We start from the raw sequence: 18,121 nt of genomic DNA, 5'->3' as shown, positions 1-18,121 counted from the left end.
TGTTGATATGGGATCGAAACACTACGGCTAAGTAGGTCACGGAGTGGTCGCGGCGCCTGCGTTAACCTTGTAGTTGGCAGTTTTCCGTTCCTGCCGCCGCCCCCGCCCCGCAAACAGCCCAAGGAGAGTGTGTGCCCCGCTCCGCCAGGTCATCCGCTGACGCCATCAGCGCCCGGCTTCGGGACCTCGAACTCCTCACCAAGGGACCTGCCTGGGCACTGACGCGTTCGGCCCCCTGGGTGATCGCGGTGCTGCAGGCTTCCTTTACCCGCACCCGTCCGCAACTGCCGCTCGAGGAGTTCCACGCCGACGTCGACTCCTTCCTTGAGGAACTGCGGCGGCAGGATCCGGGGCTGGGCGGCGGAGCCAACGGGAAGTCCTTCGGTGATGAATGGACGCGCCGGCAGTTCTTGACCCGCCGGAACCAGTCCGGCCAGATTGTCTACGAAGTCACCGAACCCGCCGCCCGCGTGCTCGCCTTTTTGGACAGCCTTTCCAGCGAACGCTCCACATTAAACGGGTCGCGGCTGGGCACACTGCTGGGCGACGTGGAAAAGCTCGCCAACGAGACCAACCCGGACCAAAGCGCACGCCTTGAGTCCTTGGAAGAGGAGATCGAAGAGCGCCAGCAGCTGATCCAGGACATCGCCAGCGGCGAGTTCGACGGTTTGCTGGACGACGAGGAAGCGGTGGAAGCCGCAGGAAACATCCTTGATCTTGCCGCCAGCCTCCCCGCCGACTACAAGAAGATGCGTGACCGGATCGAGGAACTGGTGGGAGAACTCCGCAACCAGATCATCGAGGAATCGCTCAGCAAGGGTGCCACCATGGCCCAGGTGCTGGAGGCGGACAAGCGGCTCCGGCAAAGCCCAGAAGGCAGGACCTTCCGATCCTTCACGGCCTTCCTGGAGGACCCGCAGCAGCAACTGAGGTTCCGGTCCGCCATCGGGGAGGTCCTCAGCCGGCAGTTCGCGGACGACCTGAGCCCCGAGGACCGTGAAACCCTGAAGAACCTGGTGGCTGAACTGCGCCAGCAGCACAGCCAGATCCAGCGTATCTACGGCAAACTCAGCGAAAGCCTCAACACCTACGTCCAAAGCGACGACTTCCGCCAGTCCGTCCGGCTCCGCCAGGTCCTGCGCGAAGCGGAGCAGGCTATCCGCTCCCTCCCGTACGAGCGCGACCGGCCCGGCCTGGTGCCCGGCCCGGTCCTCTACAACGCCGGCTTCGAGTCCCTGTCCATGGTGAAGCTCTTCGACCCCGACGAGTTCGCCGCCCCGCCAAAACTCGCGGACCCCATCGCCTTCAGCGACTCCGACCGGGTGCGCTCGCCGAGGACCGGCAAGGCCAAACCCGAGGTCATCCGCTCCGCCATGGCCGGAGCCGCGACGCTCGCGGACGCGTGGCAGCAGCTTCCGCCCGAGGAGCAGCACATCAACACCATCCGCGCCCTCCTCTCGCAGGCCCTGCACGCCGGGGCGGACTTCAACCGCGGCGCCTGGGACGGCCTGGACTTCGAACAGATAGACGGCACCACACGCAGGGCCTACCTGCCCATGGTCACGCTCGCAAAGGATTTTGATGACTGAAGAAATGACGACGGCGGATGAGACCGCGGCAGCCGAGCCGGCGGTTGAGCCTGACATTCCGGTGGTTGAGCCTGTCGAAACCCAGGACGCCTGGACCCCCGCAACCACCGGAGGAGTCACGCCCCGCGACACCTTCATCGACGGCGCTGCCCTCTTCCCGGGGGACACCGGGGTGCTGTCCATGAAGGTCCGGCAGGCGCTGGTGAAGCTGCTCAAAGGTCCGTACATTGACGGCGGCCGCGACGAGAAGCTGTGGACTGTGCTGCTGGACAACCAGGTGATCCTGCGCAGCCGCCTGTCCGAGCTCTTCCTTGCCATGCAGCTGGACCACGAACGGAAGATCGCCGTCCTGCGCCCCGTGGACCCCGACGCCATCGGCGGCAGCACCCGCTCCAGCATCCTCAGGCAGCAGCGCGCACTGAGCCGCGTGGAGACCATCGTGCTCCTCCGGCTGCGCCTGCTCCTGGACCGGCACGTCACCGCCCAGACCGACCCCACCATCACCCGCGAGGAAATCGCGGACCTGGTCACCCATTACCAGCCCGCCGGCCAACAGGACGCCCTCCGCGACTCGGACGTGGTCACCCGGGCCATCACCAAGCTCCTGGCCCGCCAACTCCTCCTGCCCACGGGCCTGGATGACGTCTACACCATTTCCAACGCCCTGCCCCTGGCCCTGCCCTTCGAGAACATCGGCGACATCCCGGCCCACATTGAGGCCCTGGTTGCAGCCTCCACCGACCAGTCAGGAACAGAACCCCTCCTGGACCTCGACAGCGACCCGCAGGAAGTGGACGACGACGCTGCGGAAGGTGAGCTACCCCAAGGCGCAGCAGCCGATGCCGCCCAGGGAGTGGCATCGGGCCTATCGGAGCCGGGCGCATCGTCCGCAGGACGAATGCTGCCCGGCGAAGGGGCGGGGGCGGCATCGGCTGTGGAGCCGAACCCGGCAACGGCTAACGCAACCACCGCGAAGGAAGCAGCAGAATGAGTATCGCGAGCATGCTCCCGATCGGAGAAGTTACGAACCCCGGCCAGATGCGGCTTGCGTTGGTGCAGGTGGTCAACTGGGGAACGTTCCACGGGGCGCACACAATACACGTGGACCGGAACGGAACGCTGCTGACGGGTAACTCGGGCGTTGGTAAGTCCACGTTGTTCGACGCGATGCTGCGGGTTTTCGATGCCCGTCCGCGGTCCAACGAGGCTGCTGCGCAGCGGTCGGGCGGGGCTGTGGAGGACAAGCGGACCACGTTCACGTACATGCGCGGCAAGGTGGGCGATAAGGCCGTGGGCGAGGGGTCGGCGAGTGCCTTCCAGCGGCCGGGTGCCACCTGGTCCGCCGTCGCCCTGACGTTCGACAACGCCGCCGGCACCAAGGTGACGGTTTCGGCCCTGTTCGACCTGCCGAAAAACGGTACGGAGTCGAGCGTTGGCCGGTTCTACCTGATCGACACCGTGCCCCTGGACCTGGAAGCGGTCGAGGGCATCGCGGACAAGAGGTTCACGAAGGCTGCGCTGGAAACAGTGTTCCCGCACGCGCAGGTTTTCGACGTCCACAAGGCCTTCGCCGAGCGGTTCCGCCGCCTGCTGGGAATCAACTCGGACCAGGCGCTTCCGCTCCTGCGCGTGATCCAGGCGGGCAAGGGCCTGGGCGGCAGCGTCAACACCTTCTTCCGGGACCAGGTCCTGGACGCCCCGGCCACCCTCGCCGCCGCGGATGACGTGGTGGAGGAATTCAGCAACCTGATGTCAATCCGGCAGCGGCTGGAGGATGTCCGGCAGCAGCGGGACCAGCTTGCCCCCGTCCCGGGCCTGAACCGGGAGTACGCGCAGTCGCTCCTCGACGCCAACCGGCTCCGCGAGCTGGCGGGCGGTGAGTTTGAGGCCTACAGGCAGCGGCTGGCGGTCACGGTCCACCAGAAAACGCTGGCCCGGTTCAAGGAGCTGGCCCAGGCGAAGGCCAAAGAGCTCGGCGCCGAGCGTTCCGTCCGCGACGGGCTGGCCAAGGAACTGCGCGAGCTGGAGACCGACTACAACAGCCAGGGCGGCAACGCGATTTCAGCCATCGAGCAGTCGCTGGAGAACGCGCGGGTGGGGCTGAAGCTCCGCCGGCAGGTGGAGGAGGCGGCGCAGCAGGCCCTGGCCGACGCCGGGTTGCAGCTTGAGTGGACGGCGGAGGGCTGGGAGCAGGCGCACGAGCAGGCGGCGGCCCGTTCCGCCGAATTGAAGGACGATTCGCAGGCGCTGCAGGAGCTGCGGTTCGAGGCCTTTGACGCCCACGCGACGAAGAAGCGCGAGCTGGCAGCGGCTGAGCAGGAGCTCGTGTCCCTGAGGACGCGCAAGTCCCTGCTGCCGCCGTCGAGCATTGAAAACCGTGCCGCAATTGCTGCCGCCACCGGCATCCCCGAGGACCGGATGCCGTTCGCGGGTGAGCTGATGGACTTGGCCGAGGGCGAGGAGCGCTGGCGGCCCGCCGCCGAACGCGCCCTCCGCAGCCTCGCCACCACCCTCCTGGTTCCCGGCGAGCATTTTGGAGCCGTAACCCGGTACCTGAACGGCCACAACGTCCGCGGTGCGCTGCGGGCGGTGGACGTGTCCAAGCCCCTGGCCGGCGGCGCGCTTGCCGTGGAGGACGTGCGGGACGGCGACCTGCTGACCAAGCTGGACATCCTCGCCACAGGCACGGCTGCTGAGCCGGGTGCATGGATCCGCGAGCGGATCGCCCTCGACTTCGCCTTCCCGTGCGTGGAGGATCCGGACGAACTGGCCGCGCTGGACAAGGGCCTGAGCCTGGGCGGCGTGGTCAAGCGCAACCGCCACACGGTGGAGAAGGATGACCGCTTCACCAGCCGCCAGGACTACGTTCTGGGGTTCGACAACGCCGCCAAGCTGGAACTCGTGGCCGGCCAGGTGGAGGACCTCCGGCAGGAAGTTGCCAAGGCAGCCGAGTTAGCCCAAAGCCGCGAGGATTCGCATCAGGGCATGAGCCGGCAGCTTGACGCCCTGCGGCGGATCGCTGAGGACCACCGGCCTTGGGAGCAGGTGTCCGCGGCGGTTGCAGCGGACGAACTGGCCAGGATCGAGCAGCGGCTGAAGGACGCATTGGCTGCGCAGGCGGACCTGGAGCCCCTGCGTGCCACCATCGAGGAGGTGCGGCAGAAGCACCAGTCCAGCACCGAGGCGGCCGCGGTCCTGCAAAGCGAGTACAAGGCGCTGGACAAGCAGCTCACCACCGCCGATTCGCTGCTGGAAGGGGCCCGGGAACGCCTGGCCCAGGCGCCGCCGTCGGACGCCACGGTCACGGCTCTGGACCCCTACTTCGCCGAGTTTGGCGACGTGGCGGAAATGCACGAGCTGGACAACCTGGCGAACCGGGTGCGGACTGCCCTCCTGGGCGAACTGCACGCGGCGGAGTCCCGCGGGCAGGCCACAGCGGAACGACTCACCCGCATTTTCGAGGGTTTCGTGCGGGAATGGGGCAGCGCCATTTCCGCAGACCATGGAACCACCATCGGTGCTGCCAGCGACTTCGAGAGCCGCTACCATGCGATCGTCAGCGACGGCCTGCCCGCCCAGGAGTCCGAGTTCCGGCAGTTCTTCAACCAGCGGACCCATGAGTCCTTCAGCACACTGCTGCACCTGCTCGATGAGGAACGGCGCTCCATCACCAGCCGCATCCTCCCGCTGAACGGAATTCTTTCCCAGGTGAACTTCCACGAGGGCAGCTTCCTGGAGCTGGACATCAAGCAGACCCTGCCGCCTACTGCCAAGCAGTTCAAGGACGCGATCCAGAACGCTCTCAAGGCCAGGCACTCCAGGCCAGCCAGGACGGAGGACGGCAAGGACAACGCGGCCCCGGAGCGGGACGACGACGCCGAGCTCACCGCACGCTACAAGTCGCTGGAAACCTTGGTTAAGCGGTTGGGTTCGCAGGCCCCGGAGGACCGTCGCTGGCGGGCCGAGGTGCTGGACGTCCGCGGGCACCTGTTCATCCAGTGCAAGGAGCACCGCGAGGTGACGGGGCCGCGTGGCGGCAAGAAGACCGAGGTCTTTATGCATGCCGATACCGGGTCAATGTCCGGCGGTGAGCGGCAGCGCTTCACGGCGTTCATCATGGCGGCGGCACTGAGCTACCAGCTCGGCATTGCCGAACAGGGCTTCACCACGTACGGCACCGTGATGATGGATGAGGCGTTTGTGCTGGCCTCTGAAGAGTTCGCGGGCGCCGGCATCAAGGCGTTGCACGAATTCGGCTTCCAGCTGCTGCTCGCAGCTCCGGAGAACGTGATCGACCTGTCCCGGCACCTCGGCTCCGTGACCGAGATTCTCCGGGACAGGCGCACCAACCGGTCCGGCGTCCTCACCGCTCCCGTGATCCGGCCGCGCCCCGGCAAAGAGGGAGCGTGGCGGTCGGAGGCTAATCCGGTGGACATCGTGCTGCGCTGACACGCCATCTGCAAGCAACGCGGGGTCACTCCCTGCCCGCTCAAACGCCAAGATCGGGCCGGATGTGGCTCCGCGTTACTGTATATAACAAATTGATGGATTTATTGTGATTGCTCTGGTGTGCGGTGATTTTGCTGTGCCACTCTTGGTCCATCACATCACCCCGCCTGAATGATCCCCCTGGGCGCTGCGGAACGCTGGGTCCCGCACCAACCCCAAGAGACCAAAGGCGCTCTCTTGAAAGGCACTCCGATGCGCCCAGCCCACCGCGCAAACTTCTTCCTCGCAGCCACCGCTGCTGCCGCTCTTTCCCTCGCGGGCTGCGCAACAGGCACCCCTGCCGGGAGCGGGGCTCCCTCCACGGCGCCTGCCACCCAGCCGGTTACGCAGACGGCTACGCAGAGTCCGGCTCCAACCATCGTTCCCGCTGCTACCTCGTCACCCGTTCCCAAAGGGCCGGTGACCTTCACCTTCGCAGACGGCCGCCTGTCCTTCGCCCACCCGGAGGGCTGGAGCGTGGAGCATGAACAGGTTTCAGCCTCCCCCGCAGTGGAGACGGCGACCGTCCTGGATGCCGGCGGCAAGGAGCAGATCAACATCTACTACAGCCAGGTTGGCGATGCTACGGCCGGCAATGTCTCCAGGAACATCATTGAGACTGATCCGGTACCTGGACTGATCGGAGCTTCTGTTCCCACGCCCAGTTCTTCGTTCTTCATTGATCGAGCTGATGGCGTTACTCATTACCGGATGGGGCTGACACCGGGATCGCCAGTCTCGCCGGACGGGCAGGTGCAATACGGTCTTGTAAGGATCGGCGACCGTATTTTGACTGCGGACGTGCTGTTTACTGAACCGCGGTTTGAAGGTGATGACGCAGCGCAAACCTGGTACTGGAGTGATGAGGGCCGGGCCCTGAAGTCGGTGCTGATGAGCTTCTCCTACCGCTGACCCCCGTTGATGTGGTGTGCCACCCCGTGGCGCACCACATCACTATCTCGAAAGGCACTCCCATGCGTTCGCCACGGCATGTGATTTTTTCCCTCTCGGTTACGGCATCAGCCGCGCTCTTCCTGAGTGGCTGCATGGTCAACGCGTCGGTCGACAACCGGGACGCGGCAACGGCCCCGGCCACCCAGCCGCCCTCCGCCAGCGCTCCGCCAGCCATCTCTCCGGAAAAGCCGACGACGACCGGCGCGCCGCCGCCCATTACTGCGCCGGCGGAGCCGCTCCCGTCAGCCGCCCCGCCGTCGTCGTCCGATCCGGCACCCGCTCCCGCCGAGCCCGTCACCTTTACCTTTCCCGACGGCCGGCTGTCGTTTACCCATCCGGCCGGCTGGCGGGTGGAGCACAGCCAGGGTGGGGCGTCACCCTCTGTTGAAAACGCGACTGTGTATGACGCCAGCGGGAACGAGCAGATCGGGATCTTCTACAGCGAGGTGGGGGGTGGTGTTGCCGGTCCCCACACCAGGACAGCGTTCTTCTCAGAGCCGGTACCGGGATTGCAGGGGCATTCAGGTCCTGAGACCGCCCACGCCTCCTTCTATGTCGACCGTATCGACGGCGCCCCCCATTACCGGCTGTCGCTAACGCACAGGGCAGCCGTCTCGCCGGATGGCACGGAAGGCGCTGACGTTGTCATCGTCGGCGGCAACCGAGTGCTGGCTGCAAACGTCGTATTCACGGGAGGGCCATTTGCCAGTGACGAGGCGGCCAAGGCCTGGTTCGCCGGGTCTGAAGGCCAGGCGCTGACGGCGATTCTGATGAGCTTTTCCTACCGCTGACCCGCCGTTAAGGAAGCCCGCCCCCGCATCGTGAGGGCGGGCTTCCTTGTATCCGGCCGGCCGGGAACGTTACTTGGCCTGGACGCGGCGCAGGAACTGGGCGGTCCGGTCCTTGAGGCCTTCGATTTGGCGGAGGACGACGGCGGCCGGGTCCGGGTTGATTTCGTTGGCCGGCGGTTCCTTGCGGACGTTGCCGCAGCACAGGAAGTCGGCGCAGATGAGGGTGCCCACCGTGTTGCCGTCGCGGCCGGACTGGCCGGCGCGCCTGGCCACCCACAGCAGCACGTCCTCCTTCGAGAAGACGTCGCGGCAGAGTTCGCAGAGGACTGCCCGGTTTTTCCGGGCGCCGCCCTCGGGGGCGCGCAGCATGATGCCGGTTAAGCCTTGAAGGCCTGGGACTACAAGGTAGCCGCGCAGGGGCATCTTCTCGTCGCGCCAGCCCAGGAAGTCGAGGTTATCCCAATCAAGGGAGTCGAAATCCTTGGGCAGGCTGAGTTTGGCGGCTTCTGAACGGCTGGCATTGATGAACGAGGATCGGATTTGTTGGGGCGTGACTGATTGCATGCCTGAACTTTCGTAAGAGATGGGACCCGAAAAGGGTGAGGAAACGAGGAGTCAGTCATTCCCCGCGGAGCAGGCCGCAACGGCCGCCCCGCTTTCCATGGCAACGGCGGCGCTGAAGGCCGGGCGCGTGCACATCGCTCTGATTCCCATCTTTTCTGCCAGCTGGTTGGTCCGTATATGGAACCAGCACTGTCATCCTGCCAAAAGGGGCATCGCCTGTCCAAGGCAGCGACACGCACCCGGTCCTGTGTCCTTCGTCACCTTGGGGAATAAGTTACGAAAACCTTGCGTAATGGAGCGGAGGCTAGGCTAGCCTTACTTAGGTTCGCTTCATTCACCTAAGGAGTTCCGTGACTTCCCCCCTCTTCACCGGCCTCAGTGCCACCCGTCGCACGCTGTTCTCATCAGCCGGCAAGGCGACGGCCGTTCTGGCCGCAGCGGCGCTCTCCCTCTCGGCATGCGCCACTGGCCCCGCGTCCTCCACCACAGACGCCAGCGCTTCGAGCTCCAGCAGCGCGCAGTTCCCGGTCACCATCGAGCACGTCTTTGGCAAAACCACCATCGAAAAGCAGCCCACTCGGGTAGCCACCGTTTCCTGGGTCAATGACGACGTCGCCATTGCCCTGGGTGTAGTGCCCGTGGGTGTCCCCAAGAACGAGTGGGGCGGTAACGACCAGGGCTCCACCCCCTGGAAGGACGCAGCCCTTGAGGAGCTCGGCGCCGGGTTCGGTTCCGACAAGGCTCCGGCCCAGTACTCGGAGGCTGACGGCATCAACTTCACCGAGATCGCCAAGCTCACCCCGGACGTCATCCTGGCCGCCTACTCAGGACTGACTGAAGAGGACTATAAGAAGCTCAGCGAGATCGCCCCCGTGGTGGCCCACCCGGAGCTTGCTTACGGCACTTCCTGGCAGGACTCCACGTCCATCATCGGCAAGGCCCTGGGCAAGGATGCCGAAGCCACCAAACTCATCTCCGACACCGAGGCCACGATCAAGGAGGAAGCTGCGAAGTACCCGCAGATCGCCGGCAAGACCTTCATCTACGGCTACGCCCTTCCCTCAGACCCCACCCAGACGGGTATTTACACGGCCAATGACAACCGGCCCAAATTCCTTTCCGCCATCGGGATGAAGCTCGCCCCGGTCGCCGAGCAGGCCTCCGAAGGCTCCAAGGAATTCTTCGTGCCATGGTCTGCCGAGAAGGTCAACGAGCTGGAGTCGGACATCTTCCTCAGCTCCGTCGAGGACGCCAGCGAGGCGGACGCCATCAAGAATGATCCCCTGTTCGGCCAGATTCCGGCCGTCAAGAACGGGGCCTTCGTCGCAGACGCGAACAAGAGCCTGGTCCTGGCGATCTCCGCATCCTCCCCACTGAGCCTGCCCTGGGCACTGGACACCTTCCTGCCGCAGCTGGCCACCGCAGCGGACGCAGTGAAGTAAGCACCGTTCCATGACGCACAGTACAACGACGGCGGCCTCCCGGGAGGGGGACGCGGGCACCCCGGTGCCGGCGAAAGGATCCCGCCACCCCGCTTCCGGGGGAAAGCGGGCTGCCTGGCTGCTGGCCGCCGTCGTTGTACTTGCGCTCCTGGCCGCGGCCTCGCTGGCCGTCGGCGCCCGCGGTCTTCCCCTCGGCACCGTCTGGGATGCGCTCACGCAGTTCGATCCCGCCAACGGCGACCATGCGGTGGTCCACGCCCGCATCCCGCGCACCGTCCTTGGCCTGCTGGCCGGCGGAGCCCTGGGCCTTGCCGGTGCTGCCATGCAGGGTGTGGCCCGCAATCCGCTCGCCGATCCCGGCATCATGGGCGTCAACGCGGGCGCCGCGCTGGCCGTCGTCACCGGCATTTATGTTTTCGGTGTGGCCACTCTCTCCGGCTACATCTGGTTCGCCTTCATCGGGGCGGCAATCGCCGCCGTCGTGGTCTACCTCATCGCCTCCCTCGGCAGGGAGGGTGCCACCCCCGTGAAGCTGGCCCTCGCCGGCGCCGCGCTGAGCGCAGGCCTGTACTCCCTGATGAACGTCATCCTGGTCTCCAGCCAGGACACCCTTGACCGTTTCCGCTTCTGGCAGGTGGGCGGCGTGGCCGGCCGCGACTGGTCAGTGGTCCTGCCCGGGGTTCCCTTCCTGGCCGTCGGTGCCGTCATCGTGCTCCTGACCGGCCGTATCCTCAACAGCCTGGCGCTCGGCGACGACATCGCCCGCGGCCTCGGCCAGCGGGTTGGCCTGGTCCGGGCCGTGACCGCCCTGGGAATCGTGCTGCTGTGCGGGACAGCCACCGCGCTGGCCGGTCCCATCGGGTTCGTGGGTCTTGTTATTCCGCACGCCGTGCGCTTCCTCACCGGCCCCGACTACCGGTGGATCCTGCCGTTCTCCCTGGTGGCGGCTCCCGTGCTGCTCCTGGGTGCGGACATCATCGGCCGCGTGGTGCTCCTCCCCGGTGAAGTTCCCGCCGGCATCATGACCGCCCTCGTCGGCGCACCCGTGTTCGTCTGGCTGATTCGCCGCGGCAAGGGGGCCGGACTGTGAGCATCACCCAGGCTCCCCGCGAGATGGCACTTGACGGCAGTCCGAGAGGGAAACACCCCCGTTATCTGCCATCTCGGGTACTGAACCGGACCGCGATGCTGGCCGCCGCCGTCGTCATCCTCTTCGCCGTGTCCGTCCTGCTGGGCAGCTACACCGTGACCATCCCCGACTTCTTCAAGATCGTGATCGCCCACCTCACCGGCGGCGACAAGATCCCGGGGACCAGCTTCATCGTGATGGAAAACAAGCTGCCGCGGGCGGTCATCGGCACCATGATCGGCGTCGCCTTCGGCTTGGCCGGCGCGCTGTTCCAGACCATGCTCCGCAACCCGCTGGCCAGCCCCGACATCATCGGCATCAGCTACGGCGCCAGTGCCGCCGCCGTCATCGCCATCGTCATCTTCGGCGCGTCCGGTGCCGTGGTTTCCGGGGCAGCCCTGGCTGGTGCCCTCGCCGTGGCCGCCCTGATCTACGCCATCTCGACAGGCGGCGCGATCCGGGGAACCAGCCGCGGGAACGCGGCCGGCAACCGCCTGGTCCTGGCCGGCGTCGGCATCGCCGCGGCCCTGCACGCGGTGGTCAACTTCCTGATGACCCGCGCAGACATCCGCACCGCCGCCGACGCCCTGGTCTGGCTCAACGGATCCCTGAACTCCGCCAACTGGGACCGCGCCGGCGTTCTGTTCCTCGCCCTCGTGGTCCTGGTCCCCGCGGTGGCCGTCATTGCCGGGCCGCTGCGGATCCTGGAGTTGGGCGACGACGCCGCTGCCGGCCTGGGCATCCGGGTCAACGCGGCACGCCTTTCGCTGGTGATCATCGCCGTGACGCTTGCGGCAGTGGCGACGGCGGCGGCAGGCCCGGTCTCGTTCGTCGCCTTCCTGGCCGGGCCCATCGCACGCCGCTTCACCGGCAAAGCCAGCCTCCCGGCGTCGGCCCTGGTAGGCGCCCTGATTGTCCTCGCGGCAGACTACTTCGCCGCCAACCTTGCCCCACTGCTGCTGGACGGCACGGTCCTGCCGGTGGGCGTCATCACCGGTGCGCTTGGTGCCCCGTTCCTGCTGTGGCTCCTGGTCACGGCCAACCGAAAGGATGCCTGACGTGGCTGTTCTCAACGCCAAGGACCTGACGCTGAAATACGATCAGCGCTGCGTGGTGGACGGCCTCAGCGCCGAGATCCCCGAGGGCAAGGTCACCATGATCGTGGGCGCCAACGCGTGCGGGAAATCCACCCTGCTCCGGGGCCTTTCCCGGCTCCTCAAGCCTGCGACCGGTACCGTGACGCTGGACGGCAAGGACATCCACGCCCGCCCGGCGCGGGAACTGGCACGCACGCTGGGCCTCCTGCCGCAGCACCCCACCGCCCCCGACGGCATCACCGTCCGCGACCTGGTGGGCCGCGGACGCTACCCGCACCAGGGCTTCTTCCGCAGCTGGAGCGACAAGGACGACGCCGCCGTGCAGCGTGCGCTGGAAGCCACCGAGACGCTGGCCCTCGCCGGGCGCGACGTGGACGAACTCTCCGGCGGCCAGCGGCAGCGGGTCTGGATCGCGATGGCCCTCGCCCAGGAAACCGACGTCCTGCTCCTCGACGAACCCACCACCTACCTGGACCTCGCGCACCAGGTGGAAGTCCTGGACCTCGTGACGGACCTGAACCGTAAGCGCGGCACCACGGTGGCCATCGTCCTGCACGACCTCAACCTTGCCGCCCGCTACGCGGACAACGTCATCGCCATGAAAGGCGGCGCCGTAGTGGCCGTGGGCAACCCCCTCGAGGTGGTCACCGAAGACCTGGTGCGCAACGTCTTCAACCTTGAATCCCGTGTCATTCCGGATCCTGTATCCGGAACCCCCCTGATCATTCCCATCGGCCGCCACCACGTCCCCGCCACTGAACTGGAGCTTGTTGCATGAAGACCCGAGAAGTTGCCTCCACCGAGCCGATGACCCTCGCGTTCGAGGTCACCGTATCCTCCGTCCAGGAACTCAGCCCCAACTTCCGCCGGATCACGTTCGGCGGCTACTCGCTCCGTGATTTCGGCGTCCACGGGGAAACCCTTGACCTGCGGGTCAAGCTCATGATCCCGTCGCTCGCCGCTGACGGCACCGCGCTGCCGGTTCCGGCCTTCGAGATGAGCCAGGCCGGCTGGTACCGCGAATGGCTGGAGATGGACCCGGCTGTGCGCGGGTCAATGCGAACCTACACTGTCCGGCAGGCCCGGCTGGATGCGGTCTACCCTGAAATCGACGTCGACTTTGTGATGCACTTCGATGACCACGGCAACGGCGGCCCTGCGGCCAACTGGGCCCTCAACGCCAAGCCCGGCGACGCCATCACCATCATCGGCCCCAACAACCGTGCCGCCCACTGCGTCACTGCCGAAATCTACTCCGGCATTGAGTGGCGGCCGGGCCTCGCCCAGCGTGTCCTCCTCGCGGGCGACGAAACAGCCATTCCGGCCATCTCCGCCATCCTGGAAAGCCTGCCGGAGTACATGACCGGGCACGCGTTCCTCGAAGTTCCGGAGGCCGGCGATTTCCTGGAGCTCAGCTCACCTGCCAACGTCGAGATCACCTGGCTGGCCCGCGGCGCCTCGATCGGCCGGTCCCGCCCGCACGGCCAGTTGCTCCAGGACGCTGTCCGCAAAGCCGTTCCCGTGCCCGGCTGGGTGGGGCTCAAAGAGGTCGACGGCGGCGCCGGCCCCGAGCCCGAAGACGTCAACGTGGACGAGGACATCCTCTGGGAGACCCCCACCCGGATGGAAACCGCCGAGATCCAGGCAACCAAGAACCCGGACATGCCCGCCGGTGCCATGCCCTTCTACGCCTGGATCGCAGGCGAAGCGGCAGTCATCAAGGACATGCGCCGCTACTTGGTCCGCGACGTCGGGATTGACCGGAAGCAGGTGGCCTTCATGGGGTACTGGCGGCAGGGCAAGGCCGAGGGCTAACCCCGGCGGTTGCAGGCTGCGCCGCAACCGCCGGCTTGCCGTCGCTTAGCGGTTGGACCCTTCCCAAACTTCGCAAGCTCAGTTCGGGGCCCTCGGGTCCGCCCTTCCTCCCTGCGCTCCGTTCCGGCCGCGGGCGGCCTTCACTGCGCTCCAGTCGGCGATGCGCTCCTACGCAAGCCACCGGCCGCGGCTACGTGTGTTCGTCACCTTTGCTTCACCTTGCCTTTCCCTGCGCTCTTCTTCTTCTGGCTAGGTTGGGCTGGTGTCTGCTCAACCTTTGCTTCCTGAGTCCGGGCGGCGGGTCTTTGTTGCTCTTGGGGACTCTTTTACCGAGGGCGTGGGGGACCGGGATGAGAGGTTGCCCAACGGGGTCCGGGGGTGGGCCGACAGGGTGGCCGAGAAGCTGGCCAAGGCGCAGCCTGGGTGGAAGTACGCGAACCTGGCGATCCGCAGCAAGCGGCTCCGGCACATTATCGACGAGCAGCTGGAACCTGCGCTGCAGATGAAGCCCACTTTGGTCACGTTGTATGCCGGCGGCAATGACATCCTGGACCTGAAAACGGATATGACCGCCCTCATGGCCAGCTACGAGCAACTTGTGGCGCAACTGGCCGGAATCGGAGCCACCGTGGTCCTGTTCACCGGCTTCGACGTGAAGGTCTCCGCGCTGCTCGAGCCGCTCAAGAGACGCAACGCGTTCTACAACCAGCAAGTGCGGGCCATCGCCGCCAAGTACGGTGCCGTGCTGGTGGACTATTGGTGCCTGGACGCGTTCCATGACCGGCGGATGTGGGACTCGGATCGGCTGCACATGTCAAAGGCCGGGCACAAGTACTTGGCCGGGCAGGTGCTGGACCAATTGGGAGTCCCCCACAAAATCACACTCAAGGACTGGGAACCGCCAACGCGGCTCACCCTGAGGGAGTGGGAACAGCGGCAACGGCGCTGGATCCATGACTGGGTCCTGCCACTCTTCGGCCGGAAGCTGCGGGGTGTCACCCTGGGTGACGAACTTACGGCGCGCTGGCCGAAACCGGTCAAGGTGCCCCGGAAGGGCGGGCTGAAGAAACTGGTGGCAGAAGACCCTGCCGGCGTGGCTGAAGGCTAGCTGTCCAGGAGGATTTCGTAGCCCGGCGCCACCCGGGCCGCATGGAACTCCACTACCTCGAAGTCCGCCACCCCATTCGTATAGAACGGGTCCAGCTTCAGGGAGGCGTCCAACGTGGCCCGGTCCGCCTGTGAGAGCAGCAGGCCACCCGTGCGGGGGACCTTCCGGCCGGCAGCGATAAAAACGCCGTCGTCAAAAGCCTTCTGGAGCCAGCTTATGTGGGCGTCATTGTGGAAATCGACGATGTCCTGCGGAACCCGATAAGTCAGGGAGACAACATACATCCGCCCAGCCTACCGGCACGGTCATCGTCGGTTGAAGGATCAATCGTAGAATAGGGACATGACCGAACCGCGCTGGCTGAACGCCGACGAACGACGTGCCTGGCTGGCCCTGGTGAGCATCAACACCCTGCTGCCGGCAGCCCTCGACACCAAGCTTCATGCCGAAGGCAAGTTATCGCTCTTCGACTACACGGTCCTGGCCATGCTCTCCGAGGCGGACGAGCGGTTCCTGCCCATGAGCGAACTCGCCGCCCGCAGCAGCGCGTCCCTTTCCCGGCTCTCGCACGTGGTGACGAAGCTGCAGAAGCGGGGCTGGGTGGAGCGCCAGCCCCACCCCCACGATGCCCGTGTCACCATCGCCCACCTTACGGAGGAGGGCATGGCCACCATCGTTGGCTTGGCGCCCGGCCACGTCGAAGCGGTACGGGACCTCTTCCTGGACGCCTTGTCAGAGCAGGACGTCCTCGATCTGGCGCGGATCGGTGAAAAAGTGGTGGGACGCCTGGACTCCGACCATTGGATCCTGCGCGAAAGCTAGCCCAGCCGGTTGGTTGCTTCCAGCAACGGGTGGCAAACTAGCCGGATGGATTTCACTTCCCGGTTCGTGGCACTCGGCGATTCCTTTACTGAAGGCGTGGGCGACGACGACTTCACCCGCCCCAACGGTGTCCGTGGCTGGGCCGACCGTGTTGCCGAGCAGCTTGGCGAGGCCGACCCCGGCTTCGGCTACGCCAACCTCGCCATCCGCGGAAGAAAACTCCGGCAGATCCTCGCTGAGCAGGTGGACGCCGCCGTCGACCTTAAACCCACCTTGGTGAGCATCTACGCAGGTGCCAACGACATTCTCCGCCCGCGGATCGACATCGATGACCTCCTTGCGGAGTACGACGACGGCATCCGCAAGTTGGCTGCCACGGGCGCAACCGTGGTGATGTTCACCGGATTCGACGCCAGGGGCTCCAAAGTGTTCGGCACCATGCGCGGCCGCACCGCGATCTACAACGAACTGGTCCGCGGCATTGCCGGGGACCACGGCGCCCTGCTCGTGGATTACTGGCGCTTCAGCGAGTACTACGACTGGGGCATGTGGGCGCGAGACCGGATGCACATGTCCGCAGCCGGGCACGCGAACATGGCCAAGCGCGTCATGGAGGTCCTCAAGTATGACCACACCATCGACATCCCGCCCATGACCCCGGTGCCGGAACTGCGCGGTGCCGAGGCCCTGCGCGCCAACGCCCAATGGTTCCGGGAGTACGCCGGTCCCTGGGTTGTCCGCCGCGTTACCGGCAAGTCCTCCGGCGACAACCTGTCGGCCAAGTACCCGCAGCTCACACGCCTCAAGCCGGACCCGGTCAGCGGAAGCCGCTGACTCGGCTGTTTCCGGTGCCGTGCTTATACACCCATTCGTCCCGGATTGGTCTTTAATTGCGCGAACTCGTACACTTGGTAGGCGCTAAGTGCGCGGAGCGTGCGCAATTGCTCCGGTTGCCCGGTAATTTCTCCAGGGTGGCCGGTAGTTAGGGGCTCAAGTTGCGCGACTAACCGTTCGCCCTTCTTTATTTTTGGGTCGCCCTTAGCAGCATGGTCCAGCAGCAGATATGCGGATCATTACTTTCAATTCTTGAGGAGAAGTCATGGCAGCACACTGCCAAGTGACCGGGGCCGAGCCGGGCTTTGGGCACAGCATTTCGCACTCGCACCGCCGCAACAAGCGTCGGTTCGATCCGAACATTCAGAAGAAGCGCTACTGGGTTCCGTCCCTGCGCCGTAACGTCACGCTGCAGGTCTCTGCACGTGGCATCAAGACCATCGACGTACGCGGCATCGACGCAGTCGTCGCCTCTATCCTGGCTCGTGGGGTGAAGCTCTAGTGGCTAAGGACAAGGACGTACGTCCGATCATCAAGCTCAAGTCGACCGCGGGCACGGGTTACACCTACGTAACCCGCAAGAACCGTCGTAACGACCCGGACCGTATGGTTCTGAAGAAGTACGACCCCAAGATCCGCCAGCACGTCGAATTCCGAGAGGAGCGCTAAACATGGCTAAGAAGTCCAAGATTGCTCGCAACGAGCAGCGCAAGGTCATCGTTGAGCGTTACGCTGCAAAGCGCCTCGAGCTGAAGAAGACCCTGGTTGACGAAAACGCAACCGACGAAGCACGCGAAGCAGCCCGCCTGGGCCTGCAGAAGCTGCCCCGCAACGCGTCCCCGATCCGTCTGCGTAACCGCGACATCATCGACGGCCGTCCCCGCGGTACCTTCCAGAAGTTCGGCATCTCCCGTGTCCGCTTCCGCGACATGGCCCACAAGGGCGAACTTCCGGGCATCACCAAGTCTTCCTGGTAATCCCGCGCAGCTGACTCCAGCTGTTTGAGAAGGGCCGGCAACCATCATGGTTGCCGGCCCTTCTTTGCTTTAACTCCGCATGGCTCCCGGTGATTGGACCTGTGTACCACCTGTGCTGCAGCACACACGAACCAATTACGAGGGCGGGTGCTCGTCCAGGTGCCTCCGCGGCCCGTTCTGCCGCGGAACCGCGCGGATTTTCACCCTTTGGAAGGGGGGTTTGCGGTGGGGCCGGAGTGCGTGTATTGTTTTCTAAGTCGCCGCGAGGGAGACAGCGAAGAGCTGATCACCGCGGGCGGCCAAACCCCCAAAATCTAAACCAAAATCTGGTGGCTCTTTAGGGCGCTGGAAAGCGGTGGGGATGGTTTTCCTGCCGGCGTGGATCCTGGAACATGGATTTGCGTCGGGGTGGAGGATCGGGTAAGTTTGGAAAGTTGCTCCGGAGCGAGCCGCGGCCTTGAAAGTGGTTGTGGTGGTGCCGGGTGTGTCTGTTGTTTGAGAACTCAATAGT

The 18,121-nt window shown here is 65.6% G+C and carries 19 protein-coding genes; 16 read left to right on the top strand and 3 right to left on the bottom strand.

The features are described from left to right. The first annotated feature begins 131 nt into the window (after positions 1 to 131). The 5 genes from AC5RWA_RS07340 to AC5RWA_RS07320 all read left to right on the top strand — a co-directional run bounded on the left by AC5RWA_RS07340 (position 132) and on the right by AC5RWA_RS07320 (position 7,822). Positions 132 to 1,589, top strand: coding sequence for a DUF3375 family protein (locus tag AC5RWA_RS07340; RefSeq protein ID WP_494057093.1), 1,458 nt, complete (start codon positions 132 to 134; stop codon positions 1,587 to 1,589). After that, a complete protein-coding gene (locus AC5RWA_RS07335) occupies positions 1,582 to 2,580 on the top strand; it encodes a DUF4194 domain-containing protein (protein WP_494057092.1) in 999 nt (332 codons plus the stop codon). Before AC5RWA_RS07340 ends, AC5RWA_RS07335 begins: the two co-directional genes overlap by 8 nt. Next, entirely contained in the window at positions 2,577 to 6,038 is a 3,462-nt protein-coding gene (locus tag AC5RWA_RS07330; RefSeq protein ID WP_494057091.1) for an ATP-binding protein, read from the top strand. The genes AC5RWA_RS07335 and AC5RWA_RS07330 overlap by 4 nt, the downstream gene beginning before the upstream one ends. 459 nt (positions 6,039 to 6,497) lie before the next feature. After that, positions 6,498 to 6,989 carry a hypothetical protein gene (locus AC5RWA_RS07325; protein WP_494057090.1) on the top strand — a complete coding sequence of 164 codons (492 nt, stop codon included), beginning with the start codon at positions 6,498 to 6,500 and terminating at the stop codon, positions 6,987 to 6,989. 134 nt (positions 6,990 to 7,123) lie between these two features. Further along, positions 7,124 to 7,822: a hypothetical protein gene (locus AC5RWA_RS07320; protein ID WP_494057089.1), complete on the top strand. Its 699-nt coding sequence runs from the start codon at positions 7,124 to 7,126 to the stop codon at positions 7,820 to 7,822. A gap of 69 nt (positions 7,823 to 7,891) precedes the next feature. Here AC5RWA_RS07320 and AC5RWA_RS07315 read toward each other — a convergent pair whose 3' ends face one another. Beyond that, positions 7,892 to 8,386 carry an FBP domain-containing protein gene (locus AC5RWA_RS07315; RefSeq protein ID WP_494057088.1) on the bottom strand — a complete coding sequence of 165 codons (495 nt, stop codon included), beginning with the start codon at positions 8,384 to 8,386 and terminating at the stop codon, positions 7,892 to 7,894. Between the two features lie 350 nt (positions 8,387 to 8,736). Here AC5RWA_RS07315 and AC5RWA_RS07310 point away from each other — a divergent pair, with 350 nt between their 5' ends. The 6 genes from AC5RWA_RS07310 to AC5RWA_RS07285 all read left to right on the top strand — a co-directional run bounded on the left by AC5RWA_RS07310 (position 8,737) and on the right by AC5RWA_RS07285 (position 14,977). Continuing rightward, the gene (locus tag AC5RWA_RS07310; protein WP_115525859.1) at positions 8,737 to 9,828 is read left to right on the top strand and encodes an iron-siderophore ABC transporter substrate-binding protein; all 1,092 of its coding nucleotides are present in this window, start codon (positions 8,737 to 8,739) and stop codon (positions 9,826 to 9,828) included. A 10-nt stretch (positions 9,829 to 9,838) separates the two neighbouring features. Continuing rightward, positions 9,839 to 10,918 (top strand): FecCD family ABC transporter permease, encoded by a 1,080-nt coding sequence (locus AC5RWA_RS07305; RefSeq protein ID WP_079599111.1) that lies wholly within the window; start codon positions 9,839 to 9,841, stop codon positions 10,916 to 10,918. Between the two features lie 23 nt (positions 10,919 to 10,941). Next, positions 10,942 to 12,015: a FecCD family ABC transporter permease gene (locus AC5RWA_RS07300; protein ID WP_494057406.1), complete on the top strand. Its 1,074-nt coding sequence runs from the start codon at positions 10,942 to 10,944 to the stop codon at positions 12,013 to 12,015. A 1-nt stretch (position 12,016) separates the two neighbouring features. Further along, positions 12,017 to 12,832: an ABC transporter ATP-binding protein gene (locus AC5RWA_RS07295; RefSeq protein WP_494057087.1), complete on the top strand. Its 816-nt coding sequence runs from the start codon at positions 12,017 to 12,019 to the stop codon at positions 12,830 to 12,832. After that, positions 12,829 to 13,869 carry a siderophore-interacting protein gene (locus tag AC5RWA_RS07290; protein WP_494057086.1) on the top strand — a complete coding sequence of 347 codons (1,041 nt, stop codon included), beginning with the start codon at positions 12,829 to 12,831 and terminating at the stop codon, positions 13,867 to 13,869. The genes AC5RWA_RS07295 and AC5RWA_RS07290 overlap by 4 nt, the downstream gene beginning before the upstream one ends. 262 nt (positions 13,870 to 14,131) lie before the next feature. After that, a complete protein-coding gene (locus AC5RWA_RS07285; protein WP_494057085.1) occupies positions 14,132 to 14,977 on the top strand; it encodes an SGNH/GDSL hydrolase family protein in 846 nt (281 codons plus the stop codon). Here AC5RWA_RS07285 and AC5RWA_RS07280 read toward each other — a convergent pair. Further along, positions 14,974 to 15,261, bottom strand: coding sequence for a YciI family protein (locus AC5RWA_RS07280; RefSeq protein WP_079599115.1), 288 nt, complete (start codon positions 15,259 to 15,261; stop codon positions 14,974 to 14,976). The two genes, AC5RWA_RS07285 and AC5RWA_RS07280, sit on opposite strands and share 4 nt — an antisense overlap. Before the next feature lie 58 nt (positions 15,262 to 15,319). Here AC5RWA_RS07280 and AC5RWA_RS07275 point away from each other — a divergent pair, with 58 nt between their 5' ends. From AC5RWA_RS07275 to rpsN, 5 genes are all read left to right on the top strand, one after another. Continuing rightward, positions 15,320 to 15,799 (top strand): MarR family winged helix-turn-helix transcriptional regulator, encoded by a 480-nt coding sequence (locus AC5RWA_RS07275; RefSeq protein WP_079599116.1) that lies wholly within the window; start codon positions 15,320 to 15,322, stop codon positions 15,797 to 15,799. Positions 15,800 to 15,844: 45 nt separating this feature from the next. Then, positions 15,845 to 16,633 carry an SGNH/GDSL hydrolase family protein gene (locus AC5RWA_RS07270; protein ID WP_494057084.1) on the top strand — a complete coding sequence of 263 codons (789 nt, stop codon included), beginning with the start codon at positions 15,845 to 15,847 and terminating at the stop codon, positions 16,631 to 16,633. A 265-nt stretch (positions 16,634 to 16,898) separates the two neighbouring features. Continuing rightward, positions 16,899 to 17,135, top strand: coding sequence for a 50S ribosomal protein L28 (gene rpmB, locus AC5RWA_RS07265; RefSeq protein WP_015938871.1), 237 nt, complete (start codon positions 16,899 to 16,901; stop codon positions 17,133 to 17,135). Then, on the top strand, positions 17,135 to 17,302 hold the full coding sequence (gene rpmG / locus AC5RWA_RS07260) for a 50S ribosomal protein L33 (RefSeq protein ID WP_013602737.1): 168 nt from the start codon (positions 17,135 to 17,137) through the stop codon (positions 17,300 to 17,302). The genes rpmB and rpmG overlap by 1 nt, the downstream gene beginning before the upstream one ends. A 2-nt stretch (positions 17,303 to 17,304) precedes the next feature. After that, entirely contained in the window at positions 17,305 to 17,610 is a 306-nt protein-coding gene (gene rpsN, locus AC5RWA_RS07255) for a 30S ribosomal protein S14 (RefSeq protein ID WP_009358853.1), read from the top strand. Between the two features lie 252 nt (positions 17,611 to 17,862). On the opposite strand, the gene AC5RWA_RS07250 is transcribed toward rpsN, so the two are convergent. Then, a partial coding sequence (locus AC5RWA_RS07250) for a hypothetical protein (RefSeq protein ID WP_494057083.1) occupies positions 17,863 to 18,121 on the bottom strand: 259 nt, incomplete at its 5' end.

It is taken from the genome of Arthrobacter sp. 210 2 (genome assembly GCF_059093025.1).
The sequence above is the reverse complement of the archived record's forward strand: the minus strand, read 5'-3'. Positions and strand labels throughout refer to the sequence as shown.

Excerpts from the sequence above, each read along its gene's own strand:
- AC5RWA_RS07335 (WP_494057092.1), top strand. The coding sequence starts at position 1,582 with ATGACTGAAGAAATGACGACGGCGGATGAGACCGCGGCAGCCGAGCCG.
- AC5RWA_RS07330 (WP_494057091.1), top strand. The coding sequence starts at position 2,577 with ATGAGTATCGCGAGCATGCTCCCGATCGGAGAAGTTACGAACCCCGGC.
- AC5RWA_RS07320 (WP_494057089.1), top strand. The coding sequence starts at position 7,124 with ATGGTCAACGCGTCGGTCGACAACCGGGACGCGGCAACGGCCCCGGCC.
- AC5RWA_RS07315 (WP_494057088.1), bottom strand. The coding sequence starts at position 8,386 with ATGCAATCAGTCACGCCCCAACAAATCCGATCCTCGTTCATCAATGCC.
- AC5RWA_RS07305 (WP_079599111.1), top strand. The coding sequence starts at position 9,839 with ATGACGCACAGTACAACGACGGCGGCCTCCCGGGAGGGGGACGCGGGC.
- AC5RWA_RS07300 (WP_494057406.1), top strand. The coding sequence starts at position 10,942 with ATGGCACTTGACGGCAGTCCGAGAGGGAAACACCCCCGTTATCTGCCA.
- AC5RWA_RS07290 (WP_494057086.1), top strand. The coding sequence starts at position 12,829 with ATGAAGACCCGAGAAGTTGCCTCCACCGAGCCGATGACCCTCGCGTTC.
- AC5RWA_RS07280 (WP_079599115.1), bottom strand. The coding sequence starts at position 15,261 with ATGTATGTTGTCTCCCTGACTTATCGGGTTCCGCAGGACATCGTCGAT.
- AC5RWA_RS07275 (WP_079599116.1), top strand. The coding sequence starts at position 15,320 with ATGACCGAACCGCGCTGGCTGAACGCCGACGAACGACGTGCCTGGCTG.
- AC5RWA_RS07270 (WP_494057084.1), top strand. The coding sequence starts at position 15,845 with ATGGATTTCACTTCCCGGTTCGTGGCACTCGGCGATTCCTTTACTGAA.
- rpmB (WP_015938871.1), top strand. The coding sequence starts at position 16,899 with ATGGCAGCACACTGCCAAGTGACCGGGGCCGAGCCGGGCTTTGGGCAC.
- rpsN (WP_009358853.1), top strand. The coding sequence starts at position 17,305 with ATGGCTAAGAAGTCCAAGATTGCTCGCAACGAGCAGCGCAAGGTCATC.